Below are 13,007 nucleotides of genomic sequence, written 5' to 3'. Positions count from 1 at the left end.
GCCGTCATCTTTATCTTTATTCATATTTTTTTACCTGGAAATACGTACCTACAATCTCACTGCGGCTATTGTCATTCGGATCTGTTCTGCTGTAAACCACAAACAATATATTCGGCGCTATTTCGGCAATGGACATATAGTTTCCACAATCCGGCGGATAGATATCGTTATAGAACTGTAACCGAGGTCCCCAACTCACACCGTTGTTATTGCTGAACATCAGCCAGTTTCCCGGCCTGCCATAACTCAGCGCAATGATGCCGTTCTGCAATACAAGCGCATCCGGCCAAACGCCAAAATCATTGACCGGTGCAGCGTTGCTCCAGGTTTTGCCCATATCATTTGAAGCGCTCATGAAAAGCGGCGTTGTTTTGGAATAAAAAAAAGGCATTTTGACCGTCGGATCATTATTATTGCTACTGCCAAGAGAAGCCGGGTAGTTGCCGGATGAACGTATAAAACAGAGCATTTTATTATTCGGCAACAAAAGCAATGTCGGCTCGCAAAACCCCTCTCCCAACAGCTTCTCCGTAATGTTAAACGCAACGGTGGAATAGAAGGACCAGGTTTTTCCACGATCTGTGGAGCGAACCAGTTGCACGGAAAAGCCAACGGTGTTGGCCATCCGGCCATAAAGGGTCATCAGCAGCGAACCATCTTTCAGTGCAATTATCTTACGGTCAGTAACCCCGGACCAGTTCATTTCTTTGGGAAGCCGGATGATGGAGGTAAATTCCTTCCAGGTCTTACCCTGGTCCCGGGAACGGTAAAAAGTGGCTTCATAAACACCCGGTCCCTTTCCTTTGCGTGTTTTGAAACTATGCTGGATGGCCTCGTTGTCCGGTTGCGGAAACTGATAAACGGAGGCCCCCATTTTATGGCCGGTCTGATACCAGGTCTTACCATCATCGTTAGAGCGCATATCCGCCACCTGCAGTTCACCGTTGTTGAATTTAAAAACCGTTCCGTTCGGGCAGCTATTTTTTTGCATGGGCACGATCACCACCGTTTCCCCCCTGATCACTTTAATACCGGGTACAAAGCTTACCCGGGGCTGGATCTTTTCAAACTGAGGATTAAAGATATATTGTGCCCGGGCCTTAAGCATCGTCAGGCAAAGCAGCATCAATCCTCCAATACGGCATTTAGTTTTAAGTGTCATATTCATTCATATTTTAATTGACAGCAATCGTTCTTTATCTTCAGCACAACAGCGCCATAGCATTTCCTGCACTTTTCCTCTTAAAATAGAAAATGCCAAAAGCCCTTACAACCCGTTTCATAATGAACCGGTATCGATTGTATTAAAATGTTATCCATTCCTAATGGTTTGTGTTCCGGCAAACCATGGCGCTCCACGTCCGGCATCCTCACCGGTCGAAAAGTGAATGGACCTTAAATTTTAAAAGATGATTTTAATACCGGTTCATTGTGCATCCTCCCGGACACTCCGCGCTCCTGCTTAGTATTGATGCGTACAAGGTTCGGGAGAACGCCAATGGCTTTATCGCCACACCGTTTTTATATTCACAAATTCCCGGATTCCAAAGACCCCCAACTCCCGTCCATAGCCGGATTGATTAATGCCGCCAAAAGGCAGGCGGGGATCGGATTTCACCAATGCATTCACAAAGCAGGCACCTGCCTGTAATTGTTCGGCTGCAATGCGTTCTCCTTTTTTTATGTCTTTTGTAAATATGGCTGCGCCCAGCCCAAAGCTGGTATCATTTGCTATTTCAATGGCATGCTTTTCATTACGGGCAACAATTACGGAGGCTACGGGTCCAAACATCTCTTCTTCATAAGCGGGCATTCCCTTTTTAACGCCGGTTAAAATGGTCGGTGTGTAAAAAGCATGAGCTCCTTTAAACTCCGGTATCGTTCCGCCCAGGATACACCGGGCTCCTTTTTTAATATTCTCCAGAACCTGCTGATGCAGCTCATCCCGCAGGTCTCTTCTGGACATCGGTCCCAATTCGGTAGTGGCTTCCAGCGGATCGCCTATCTTCTTCCCGCTCATCTTTTCTTTAAATAAACGGATAAATTCCTGCGCCACTTCTTTTACAACAATAAAACGTTTGGCGGCGATGCAGCTCTGCCCGTTGTTGACCAGCCGGCTCTGGGCGCAAATACTTGCGGCCTTCTCCAGATCGGCATCTTCCAGGATCACATAGGGATCGCTTCCGCCCAATTCCAGAACCGTTTTTTTGATCTGTGCTCCGGCCTGTGCTGCTACTTTTTTGCCTGCTTCCGTACTGCCCGTAAGCGTTACGGCCTTTACCAGCGGGTGCTCGATGATTTTCTGTACCGCGCCGCTGCCCACCAGTAAGGTTTGAAATACCCCCCTGGGAAAACCGGCTTTTTGCAATACTTTTTCTATAGAAAGGGCACAGCCCGGCACACTGGATGCATGTTTGAGCAGCCCGGTATTCCCGGCCATTAACGCAGGAGCAATAAAGCGGAAACATTGCCAGTAAGGAAAATTCCAGGGCATTACCGCCAGCACTACACCTATGGGCTGATACGTAACAAAGCTGTTGCGGGCATCGGTCTTTACTTTGCCGTTCTTTAAAAATGCCGCACCGTTCTCTGCATAATATACACATACGGAAGCACACTTCTCTATTTCGGCGATCCCATCTTTTAATGGCTTGCCCATTTCCTGCGCCATTAAAAGCGCCAGTTCCTGCTTTTGCCGCTGCAATACTTCAGCTGCTTTCAATAGCAACCTGGCGCGCTCTTCAAAGGGAACGGTACGCCATTTGAGCCACGCCCGGTGCCCTGCCACTATCTTTTCTTCGACCGTTTTTGCTGTCTCTTCTTTATATTTTTCAATAACTTTTCCGTTTACCGGATTGATCGATTGTATTGCCATGATATCATTTTTTAAGCGTTCAGACCGCCGTCCATCAGAATATTTTCACCATTGATATAAGCCCCGGCTTCGGAGGCCAGCAGCACCATCAGGCCTTTTATGTCATCCTGATTCGCCATCCTCCGCAAAGGTACTTTTCCTGTATAATTTTCGAGGAACCGTTCGGGCTGGTGATTGAACAATCCCCCGGGACTTACACAGTTCACCCGCACATTTTTGCCTGCCATCATCCGTGCCCAATAGCGGGTCAGATTGATCAGGCCCGCGTTGTGAAAGTAATAATCCGGCGGAGGGCTCTGCGTCATCGTGGTCCCTTCATAGTTGGAAAGATCGGGTCCGAACATTCCCATCATGGAAGCGATGTTGATGATGCTACCCCCACCGCTTTTAATGATCACAGCCGTCATCTCCCGCATCAGGTCTACCATGCCCGTAGCATTTACCCGCATCGATTCTGCAAAATCCTCCATGGGCGCATCATAAGTGGCCATGGGGCGGGCTACGGCATTGTTCACCAGCACGTGCAATGCACCGAACTGTTGCTCAATCGCTGCTCTCAGGTTCTTTACGGAACCCGGATCTCCCTGATCCAGCTGCAGCGCATGCACCTCCAGGCCACGGTCCTTTAATTGCCCGACAAAAGCCTCATTTGCTTTCAGATTCCGGGAGGCGGTGATCACGGTCCCGTCCGCTTCCGCCATGGCCTCTACAATACACTTGCCATAGTTGCCCGCGCCGCCGGTAACCAGGACGATCTTCCCTTTTAAACTCAATAAATCTTTTACATGCATGATCCGTCAATGATTATTTTACGTCCTCCTGCCTCGCGACTTTCCTGCGCAGCAATAAGTACTTGCATTATTTTTTTTGTCTCTTCAAACGCGATCCGCGGCCGTCCTTCTGCAACGGAGCGCACAAACTCAATGATGTTATCCCGGAACATCGCGTAGGAGTTCTTTATATCGGCCATGCGCCATGCATGCTTTCCAAAAACGGAAACCTGAAATGTGGGCGCAATATCCATAAATAAATGCAGCGTGGCCCTGAGCCCGTTTTCAAATTCAAGCGTCACTACTTCTTTTCCGGTATCTCCTGTGTTGGTCACCGCCTGTACAGTGGTTTCGCCCACAATGGCAAAAACTGCTTCCAGCATATGCACGCCGTATTTTACCCAGTCTTTTTTTCCTACAGCCGTTACCAGCTGCAGCGGACCAAGATTCGGAAGGTCCTGGCGGAGCGCACGGCACTCGCCTGCATAACGCATGGAGGAGCAGGACATGAAAAAGCGTCCTTTCTCCGCTTCTGCTGCAAACCAGTCCAGGTCTGCTTTCGTGACCGCAAGAGGTTTATCAATGAACAGGGGTACCCCCGCATCCAGGAAGGACCGGGCCATCGACACATGATGCTCCGGATCATCCCTGCAAAGCAATACCGCATCGACTTGAGCAGCCATTTCTTCCAGGGAATCGACAACGTGTCCGATGCCGGTTGCCTTTGCGATGCTGTCTGCAATTTCCCGCTCCTGCGCCCACACATGGGTAACACGCGCCTGGGGCAATCCCAGTGTTTCTTTGTTGGCCTGCAGGTAGGCGGCTACTGCCGGATAACCCACCCGGGCGATCTCTTCTGCGTCAAAGCTGCCATTCACGATCGCCGACCAGGAATAAGGGTGCGCATTCCCTTCGCTCATTCCGATCACTCCTAATTTAATCATTTTTGTTCTTTATTTTAACCACCCCTGAACGCTCCAGTGGTGCAGGTTTAAAAAGTCCGGGTCCCTGAACGCAGCAGCCCGCGCCTGTTCAAAAAGCGCTGATCCCAGGGCGCTCCCGGCAACGGAGTCCAGTGCCTCCTGCAGGTACTCCATCCGGTCGATCCCCACCAGCACGGAAGACACCTGGGGAAACGACAGTACAAATTTAGTGGCCAGCTGCGACAAACGCAGCCCGCTGGCTTCCGTGAGCGAAGTGTATGCGTCAATATGCTGCTCCACTTCCCGCAATGCGGGGTGTAGCTGTTGCCTTCTTTCACTCAGCAATCCTTTGAGCAGAACAGAACGGATCACAACGCCCATCCCTTTTTGCTCCAGTTCTTCAAACAATGCCGATTGACGCTGGTCCATTAAATTAAACGGAACCTGCACAATGTCCCAGCCCCCGCTATCCATTACAGCCCTTGTTTCCCGGGGCGTATAAGTGGAAACGCCGGTGGCCCGGATCACCCCTTCTTTTTTATACCCTTCGAATATTTTCTTTATACCGGTATGCCGGATGATCTCCTCATCGCCATCATGCAGCATCAGCACATCTACATAATCTGTTTGCAATGCCTCCAAGCTTTCCGCAAGCGACCGTTCGATCACTGCTGCCAGGGCTGGCCCTGCAGGCAGGGTATGATCTGCCTGGCGGAGGTGCGCACATTTCGTTGCAATCACCACCTCCCGCCTCCGTTCCCGGAAGGCACGCCCCAGCAGGGCTTCACTTCTTCCGTATTGCCGGGCAGTATCAAAAAAATTAACGCCCTGCTCCAGCGCAGCCTGCAGCAGCTCGATGGCCTGCGCTTCCGGGAGCAATTGCGATTCATGCTCGATCCCTAAACCATAAGGAACACCCAACGCCACCGTACCGAAAGCCATTTCGGAAACACGAATGCCGGTCTTACCTAATTTTCGTTTTTTCATTTTTTTTGAAAGATATTTCATTCGCCCCGTAACCAGGATCGCTGCGCGTCAAAAACAGAGGTGAACATTCCGGTACCGGTTGCCGCTACCAGCGCCGCTCCCCTGCAGGCAGCCTCACTGTTGGTATTCCGGTAAAAGCGCCGTTGTATGGCAGCTTCTTTAATGGCTCCCCAGAGCTTACTCTTGGCGCCGCCGCCGGTAGAAAAAACAGCGCTGCTCTCCTGCCCGGCATCCACCTTATGGATCAGCTGTTTCAAACTTTCTGCGGTCGATTCCATGATCGCCCGGATATAATAACCATGATGGAACCGGTCCTGTTGATTTAAAAACCCGCTCTTATCCGCATGTTCATTTGGACAAGGTACTGCAATCAGCCCCTCGCATCCTGCCGGGACCGTTGCGGCCATTTCTACCAGCTCGTCCAGCGTATGCTGCGCTGCATAGGTTTTCCGGTACCATTCCAGCGCACCGGCGCCATTGCGGTCGAAGCTCATTTTAAAATAAGCATCGGCTTCCAACGCCGGCGCCATGCATACGTTCTTTATACGCATCTTATTGTAGCTATACAGTACGGCCGCAATAACGGTTCCGGTCGATTCACTGAGCTTTGCGCCTGCGCCGATACCCACACCGATCGCGGCCATATGATGATCCAGCCCTCCGGTAAATAAACGCACACCGGGCGGCAGCCCCAGCGGATTCCCACGCTGAAGCGCTCCCCCATCTGTACCCATAGCACAGAGCGGAGAAAGCTGGTCTTCTTCCATCCCCGATGCGGCCACGGCCTCGGGCCACCAGGCGCTCTTTTCCATATTCATCAGCCCCAATAAAGATGCCGTACTGGTATCCACCAGCCGTTTTCCGGTCAGACAAAATGTAAAATAATCCGGCAGCGTCAGCACAGCTCTCGTTTTGCGCCATATATCCGCTCCCTTTTCCTGGAACCATCTGCATTTGCTGATGCAAAAGCCGGCGCCAAAAGGAATGCCGATACCGGTTGTTTCCGGCCACTGCTCCTGTTTTGTAAATCCGGCAAGCTCCGGATCTGCGGGCGCGCGCTCATCCGTCCAGAGGATCAGCGGAGTCAACGGCTGCCCACCTCCGTCCATCAGAAGAAAGGTGTTCGCCTGGGAGGAATACGCCATCGCCGTAAGCGCGCTGTGTTCTGCGTTTGCTTCTTCAAAAGCGCCGAATACACATTGTCGCAGGGATTTCCAGAATGCAGCAATCTCCAGTTCTGCCTGCATACCGCTTCCCCGCCTGGGAACCATTACCCGGCCTGATCCAACCAGCCTGCCGTCCCCGTTAAAGAGGCCCGCTTTAAAATAACTGGTTCCCATATCAATCCCCAAAAACAACATATTATTGCAATGTATCGATCAGCTCTTTTGTCCGGGCAACCAGCAAGGCCCCGCCAGACGGATCAAAAATAGCATTGGAAGCCTCGTACACACCTTTTGCCGCAGCTTCCGGCGTCACAATATACCCCTGTAATTCACCATTCACCAGGGTGATCACCGCCGTATCGCGGAATTGCTGCTTTATTTCAAGACCATATTCTACAAAGATCTCCCCCGGCCACCCCACACACAGAAACGTTCCCACCTTAAATATAAGGATCTCCGCCTGTTCATTCTTCCGGTAGGTCTCTTCCAGCTTTCCGCCAGCGGCCAGCTGCGACAGGTGCGCCATTTCCTTTGCTCCGAACCAGTTCACCTCGGCCGACCGTATTTCCTGTGCCGGGTGCTGCCCGCCGATGGCTGCATCGAGTACGTTCCGGCAAAATGCCACGTACGCTTCTGCTTCCGGTAATGAAGGAAATCGTTTGCGCTCCAGCATTACACGGGCGCTCAATACCTTCAGATCCGCCACTTCTTCGTACCGGAGGGCCTGCACGCTTTTTTCAATTGCAGTGGCCAGTATATGGGCCAGCCGTGTCGCCTCCTGGAAGGTATTTGCTTTCGTCACATGCCGCGGACTTTGGTTTCCCGCCGTTCCCAGCTGGAAGAGGAACACCGTATCGGGAGAAAAATATTGTTGCTGTAAGAGGTTCCTGGTTATCCCCGGAAAATCCCCGCTAAGCAGGGTCGAGTCCTCGTGCAGTACCGTTGGGTGCATGCTGCAAACGATCATGCAGGCGATCACCGATGCATCGGTCTTCCGGCGCACCAGCATGACCGGCGCATTCAGATCCGATGCGGCATGCGGATCGTGCCGGTTTGAGCCAATGCCGGTCACGTCCGCATTTCCGGTCCCGATCGTAGCTGCTTCAGCGCGTTGTATGGCCTCTCCTGCGGCCTGGGGTATCTGTTTTTCAAGGTATGAAAGATATTCCCGATCCACAGGTTGCTGCAGCGCATCTTGCGACCCGGCAATAAATGTAACGGTTGCCGGGCCCGAATGCGTATGGGTGGCCGTTATCATGATATGTGTTTGCGGAATCCCATACAGCTGCTCAATACTGTTGCGTATGCGCAATGCCGTTTCCTTGCCCACATAGATCAGATCGCAGGAAATAAAGAGTACCGCTTTTGTTCCATCGTGAAGGTACAGTACAGATGCCTGCAGTGGATCGTGGGCCCCTGTACTTTTCCGTTCAACAAAGGGATAACCCGCTAACTGTACTGGTTTTTGAGGTGTGATATCGATTGCAGATGCGCCGGCCTTGATCATTGAGATTTGAGATTTGAGCGTTGAGATTTGAGCGTTGGACCTGTCAGCTTTTAGCGATCAGCTTTGGACGCTGCTCCTGAAAGCTGATCGCTGATTGCTAATAGCCTTTGTTCCAGTCGGGTTCGATGTCCATCGCTGCCGTTTCTGATACCAGTACATCCGTTTTTAAGGTCTGTAAGATGGACTCGGGAATCAGTGGCGTTACTGGCCCGTGCAGTACCAGGCGGGTCATCAGCCGCTGCCAGGAAGTAGTAGTACCATGTACGGTAATGGAATGGGAGTCTACCCGGTGCTTTGCCCGGATCACTTCTTTAGGACCAATGGTGGCCGCTCTTGGCGGTACCGCCGAAAGATCGCCGCTCTTGCCAAAGCTGCCGTGCAGTGAATTTTGAGCCAGGGTAAAAGGACTTAAGGTAACAATGCGGGCACTCATCTCTTTCCATTCTTCCAGACTTCCGGCAAATTCCGGGGCATCAGGTTCGATAAAGGCCAGGTGCCCCGTCCAGCCGGGACCGCTATAACAAATATCCGCACCACCCAGGTCCTCGATCATCTTTCCGTAGTCGTTGATGTTTTTATTGGTAAATCCGACAAACTGCTCCCTCGGCGGACGCAATTGCGGATCGATTCGATCGTAGAAATAATGGAACATGGCATGTGTAAACCCGTACTTCCAATCGGCTGGAGCAATGCGGCCGTTCTCATCCGCATATTCATCCATCGCAAAGGCATGTATATTTTTGCAGTCGATCTTATTGGCGTTGATCAGCCGCACCACATGCCGGTAGGATGGGCAGGGATTGGGCAATATAAGCACCAGTTTCTGATTGAGCTGTGCAGCCTGCCAGATGCGCGTAAACAGATCGGTCACCCATACAAATTCAACATCTGCGTCCGGATATACGGTTATGTTAAAATCAGGGTTCGCATGTTTTTCGATCTCCTCCCTTTTAATGTCCCGGACACGTTCAATAATCGCTTTATCTTTGAAGGGCACCCATTGCGATGCCTTGAAGTGAAAGTCACTCATACCTGATTCGTTTTTATTTTATTATTTTTTAAGAAACCGCCGCTCTCCGGAAACCCAGGTTTGTAATACCTGGCACTCGGGGTCCAGCACAACAAGATCGGCGTCATACCCCGCTTCTATTTTTCCCTTCCGGTCACTTACGCCCAACACTTTTGCCGGATTGACACTGGCCATCTGTACCGCCTGGTGCAACTCTATATCCAGGTAGCTCATCGCGTTCCGCACCGCCTGATCCATGGTAAGCCCGCTGCCCGCCAGCGTATTGTCTGCGGTCTTTCTTACCGGCGCTCCTTTATATGCGATCTCCACTTCCCCGTTCTCGCCAAAAATAAACCGGCCGGCATGCAAACCTGCGCCGATATTCGAGTCAGTGATCAGGCAAACTGTCCCCGGGCCATTGGCTTTACACACCATTGCCATCTTTACGGCGATCGGATCTACATGCACCCCATCCAGTATAAAATCAACGCTGATCTGTTTATCTGCCAGGATGGCTTCCACGATCCCAGAGGGGCGTACACCAGGCTCCGTAACCGGTGGGCAGGGAAATACATCATAAAAATGCGTGGCATGGGAGGCACCCAATGCGATGGCCGCCTTGGTCTGTTCCACATCGGCCGCTGTATGCGTCATAAACACCGGCGTGTTATTGGCCGCCATCAGGGGAATGATATCCGTAATATTATCCAGGTCCGGAGAGATGCTGAATACTGCCCGGTAGGGCCGGGCAGCTTCGATGAGCCCCTTTACCCGTACCGGGTCGGCCTTTGCAACGGTATTGGCCACCAGGGACCCCGTCAGTTTGATGAACGGCCCCTCAAGGTGAAACCCGAGGATATTGGCACCCTTCGACTGCACCCCGGCCAGGATCTTTAAAAATGCCATATCCTCCCCTTCCCGGCGCGGGCAAACGGTTGGCAGAAAACTGGTGATACCATACCCAAGTATGATCTCTGCAATCTGCTCCAGGTCGGCCGGACCACTGTCGATCAGATATTCGTGAATGCCGTGCATATGCAGGTCAATAAACCCGGGCACAATAAAAGCATCTCCTACATCGATGACCGATGTATGTTCCTCATCAGACCCGGTAGGGCGGCCAACGGAACGGATCACCCCGTTTTCAAACCAGACAGCGGATTTCTGAAAACCCGTATCGGTCATGATATTCCCTCGCAGGCAGGTCGTTTTATTTTTTGTTCGTAGTTTGGATATGGCTTGCATCTATTCTGTTTTTACAGGTACCCAAATTGCTTTTCAACGTCCGTGATCGCATCTTCGATCATATCAATCCCCTTCATTGCATACGCCTCATCCATAATGAGCGGTGGCGACATCCTGAGAATATGTCCCGCCGGGATCCAGGCCAGCCCGCGCTGAAAAGCCTTCTGATACACCAATGTGCCCGCTTCTGCAAACGGTTCTTTTGTTGTTTTATCTTTAACCAGTTCTATACCCAATAAAAAGCCCTTTCCTTTTACATCGCCAATGATCGGATGAGCTTCTTTCATTCTCTCCAGGCGTTTCATGATCGCTGCGCCTACCGTTCTTACATTTTCCAGCAACCCTTCTTCTTCGATCACTTCAATGGAAGCCAGGGCGGCGGCGCAGGCCATGGGGTTACCTCCGTAGCTGGAAGAAGCTGAAATACTTTCCAGCGCTTCTCCATACTCTTCCTTCAAGACCATTGCCGTCACCGGGAATCCGTTGCCGAAAGATTTTCCCAGGGTCACGATGTCCGGCTGCACATCCCAGTGATTCATGCAAAGGTATTCGCCCGTTCTGCCCATACCGGCCAGCACTTCATCATCAAACAGCAGGATCTTCTTCTTTTCGCAAAATGCTTTTAGCTTGGGAAAGAAGTCATCCGGCGGGAATATAGACCCCGCCCAGCCCTGCGCTGGTTCCAGCACAAAAGCCGCCACATTTCCCACGGTACTTTCCGTAATAAACTGATCATAAAATGCAATGTATTTATCGGTATCGATGGTACCATCTGCCTTTGTCCACAAAGGACGGTAAGGGTCAGGGCGTGGTACCATATAAAAGCCCGGTGCGCGTGTGGGTCCATAACTGAATACATCCCCCCGGATCATCTGTGCACAGCTAACGGCGGCCATGCTTTTTCCGTGAAAATCGCGGTACCCCGAAATAAATTCATGCTTACCGGTAATGGCCCGCGCAGCCCGGATCGCTGCTTCCACTGCAGAAGCCCCGTCGCTGTATAGCTGGATGGCATTTAAATTCCCCGGCAATACATCCGCCATCTTCTCCAGCAGCTTCTCCTTAACGGGTGTGGTGAAGTCGTGCGCGTTCATCAGTTTTTTTGCCCAGTAAGCAATGGCCTCAGATATTTTCGGATGACAATGCCCTAATGAAGTGACATAGATACCGGAAGAAAAATCGAGGTACCGGTTGCCATCCACATCCGTAAGGGTCACCCCATAGCCTTCTTCAAAACATACGGGAAAAAGTTTTACCTGACTGCTCAGGCCCTTCATATAACGGGCCGCACGCGTATGCATTTCTTTCGAACGCGGTCCCGGTGTTTCAGTGATCAGCCGCGGAACATCCGCAGCGCTCTCCTTCCACCAATCTTTTGTTACTGTTAATTGTTGCTGATCTAATTGTTCCATAAAAGTTGTTATTTCCAGATCCGGTAACCGGATATTTCCGGTTTCAAATTTGATCTATAAAATCCGGTTTGATGCCACAGGTTCTACCGAATCATGATACTAATTTTTATTTTTTGTTTTTTGTATATATATAATGAGCAGAAAGGGTACTGCATCATGAACACGCGGGTGTCACCGGCAAAGCACCGTGCCGGAACAAAAGAGAAAAGGCAGTGATGCCTTTGTTAATCAAATGGCCCCAGCTGTTGCAGGAAGGCCAGGTCATTGAACGATGCTGCCTGTTGTGCCTGCTTCAGATGCGCTACGGACCGGGCTCCGATCAGCACACGGTTTACATCAGGATGGTGCAATGCCCAGGCCAGCGCCCATTGCACCTGCAGGTCTTTTTGCCCTGCTGCTGCCGCTCTTAATTTTTTCAGACGCTCCCAACACTCACCGGTAAAATAGATATCCTGATGTGCAGGCATCCGCTCAAACCTTGATCCTTCTTCAACAGCACCTGTATGTTTTCCCGTAAGAAAACCGGCACCCAGCGGACTATAGGTAATGATCTCCAGGTCATACTTCCGGCATACGGAACGTAGCGGCGCGTCCAGATCGGAAACTGCCAGGTTGTGGTTATTCTGTACCGCAGTGATCCCCGGTAGTTGATACCGTTCCTGCACTTCCAGCAATTGAGACAGTTGTGCTGCATTAAAATTGCTGGCGCCGATCGCCTTAACCGTTCCCTGCTGCATCTCCCCGGCCAGCGTCGTTAAAACATCCACGTTCAATACGGAAGGGTGCCAGTTGTGAAAAAAAAGCAGGTCAATAGACTCCCGGCGCAGGCGCCGCAGGCTCTCGTCAATACGTTGTTTGAGCGCGGAAGACTCATAAGGCGGCAGCAACTTACTGGCGATGGTAACCCCCTGTGCCATTACCGGATATGCCTGCATCCAGTTACCGATAATGGTTTCTGATGCCCCCTGCCCGTAGGCGGCAGCTGTATCAAAAAACAGGATCCCCTGCGCCGCCGCTTCATTCATGATGCGGAACGACTCCATCTGGTCGATCTCCCTTCCAAAGGTAACCGTTCCCAAACCGATCTTTTGTATTTGCCGGAGCGGGTCCATT

Annotated in this window: 11 protein-coding genes; all 11 read right to left on the bottom strand. The window is 51.3% G+C overall.

The genetic code is table 11. The features are described 5' to 3' along the window. Nucleotides 1-16: 16 nt before the first annotated feature. Entirely contained in the window at nt 17-1,162 is a 1,146-nt protein-coding gene (locus tag B160_RS0114685) for a sialidase family protein (protein WP_169540072.1), read from the bottom strand. A gap of 342 nt (nt 1,163-1,504) precedes the next feature. After that, on the bottom strand, nt 1,505-2,875 hold the full coding sequence (locus B160_RS0114680) for an NAD-dependent succinate-semialdehyde dehydrogenase (RefSeq protein ID WP_018628687.1): 1,371 nt from the start codon (nt 2,873-2,875) through the stop codon (nt 1,505-1,507). An 11-nt stretch (nt 2,876-2,886) separates the two neighbouring features. Then, entirely contained in the window at nt 2,887-3,666 is a 780-nt protein-coding gene (locus tag B160_RS0114675) for an SDR family oxidoreductase (RefSeq protein WP_018628686.1), read from the bottom strand. After that, nucleotides 3,657-4,589 carry a Gfo/Idh/MocA family protein gene (locus B160_RS0114670; protein ID WP_018628685.1) on the bottom strand — a complete coding sequence of 311 codons (933 nt, stop codon included), beginning with the start codon at nt 4,587-4,589 and terminating at the stop codon, nt 3,657-3,659. Before B160_RS0114670 ends, B160_RS0114675 begins: the two co-directional genes overlap by 10 nt. 9 nt (nt 4,590-4,598) lie before the next feature. Next, nucleotides 4,599-5,555 carry an aldo/keto reductase gene (locus B160_RS0114665; RefSeq protein WP_018628684.1) on the bottom strand — a complete coding sequence of 319 codons (957 nt, stop codon included), beginning with the start codon at nt 5,553-5,555 and terminating at the stop codon, nt 4,599-4,601. A gap of 17 nt (nt 5,556-5,572) precedes the next feature. After that, nucleotides 5,573-6,916: an FGGY-family carbohydrate kinase gene (locus tag B160_RS0114660; RefSeq protein ID WP_018628683.1), complete on the bottom strand. Its 1,344-nt coding sequence runs from the start codon at nt 6,914-6,916 to the stop codon at nt 5,573-5,575. 1 nt (nt 6,917) lies between these two features. Beyond that, nucleotides 6,918-8,228 carry a neutral/alkaline non-lysosomal ceramidase N-terminal domain-containing protein gene (locus B160_RS0114655; RefSeq protein WP_018628682.1) on the bottom strand — a complete coding sequence of 437 codons (1,311 nt, stop codon included), beginning with the start codon at nt 8,226-8,228 and terminating at the stop codon, nt 6,918-6,920. 97 nt (nt 8,229-8,325) lie between these two features. Continuing rightward, nucleotides 8,326-9,258 (bottom strand): sugar phosphate isomerase family, encoded by a 933-nt coding sequence (locus tag B160_RS0114650; protein WP_018628681.1) that lies wholly within the window; start codon nt 9,256-9,258, stop codon nt 8,326-8,328. Between the two features lie 21 nt (nt 9,259-9,279). Then, nucleotides 9,280-10,482 (bottom strand): N-acetylglucosamine-6-phosphate deacetylase, encoded by a 1,203-nt coding sequence (nagA, locus tag B160_RS0114645; protein ID WP_040679907.1) that lies wholly within the window; start codon nt 10,480-10,482, stop codon nt 9,280-9,282. An 11-nt stretch (nt 10,483-10,493) separates the two neighbouring features. Next, a complete protein-coding gene (locus tag B160_RS29215) occupies nt 10,494-11,894 on the bottom strand; it encodes an aspartate aminotransferase family protein (protein WP_018628679.1) in 1,401 nt (466 codons plus the stop codon). Between the two features lie 224 nt (nt 11,895-12,118). After that, nucleotides 12,119-13,006 carry an aldo/keto reductase gene (locus B160_RS0114630; protein ID WP_018628677.1) on the bottom strand — a complete coding sequence of 296 codons (888 nt, stop codon included), beginning with the start codon at nt 13,004-13,006 and terminating at the stop codon, nt 12,119-12,121. Nucleotide 13,007 lies beyond the last annotated feature (1 nt).

The organism is Niabella aurantiaca DSM 17617 (genome assembly GCF_000374125.1).
GTDB lineage: Bacteria > Bacteroidota > Bacteroidia > Chitinophagales > Chitinophagaceae > Niabella > Niabella aurantiaca.
This window is presented reverse-complemented; position numbering and strand designations above follow the sequence as displayed.

What these genes read in the sequence shown, in the direction of transcription:
- B160_RS0114630 (WP_018628677.1), bottom strand. Translation starts at nt 13,006, where the DNA reads ATGGACCCGCTCCGGCAAATACAAAAGATCGGTTTGGGAACGGTTACC.
- B160_RS0114685 (WP_169540072.1), bottom strand. Translation starts at nt 1,162, where the DNA reads ATGACACTTAAAACTAAATGCCGTATTGGAGGATTGATGCTGCTTTGC.
- B160_RS0114680 (WP_018628687.1), bottom strand. Translation starts at nt 2,875, where the DNA reads ATGGCAATACAATCGATCAATCCGGTAAACGGAAAAGTTATTGAAAAA.
- B160_RS0114665 (WP_018628684.1), bottom strand. Translation starts at nt 5,555, where the DNA reads ATGAAAAAACGAAAATTAGGTAAGACCGGCATTCGTGTTTCCGAAATG.
- nagA (WP_040679907.1), bottom strand. Translation starts at nt 10,482, where the DNA reads ATGCAAGCCATATCCAAACTACGAACAAAAAATAAAACGACCTGCCTG.
- B160_RS0114650 (WP_018628681.1), bottom strand. Translation starts at nt 9,258, where the DNA reads ATGAGTGACTTTCACTTCAAGGCATCGCAATGGGTGCCCTTCAAAGAT.
- B160_RS29215 (WP_018628679.1), bottom strand. Translation starts at nt 11,894, where the DNA reads ATGGAACAATTAGATCAGCAACAATTAACAGTAACAAAAGATTGGTGG.
- B160_RS0114670 (WP_018628685.1), bottom strand. Translation starts at nt 4,589, where the DNA reads ATGATTAAATTAGGAGTGATCGGAATGAGCGAAGGGAATGCGCACCCT.
- B160_RS0114655 (WP_018628682.1), bottom strand. Translation starts at nt 8,228, where the DNA reads ATGATCAAGGCCGGCGCATCTGCAATCGATATCACACCTCAAAAACCA.
- B160_RS0114675 (WP_018628686.1), bottom strand. Translation starts at nt 3,666, where the DNA reads ATGCATGTAAAAGATTTATTGAGTTTAAAAGGGAAGATCGTCCTGGTT.
- B160_RS0114660 (WP_018628683.1), bottom strand. Translation starts at nt 6,916, where the DNA reads ATGTTGTTTTTGGGGATTGATATGGGAACCAGTTATTTTAAAGCGGGC.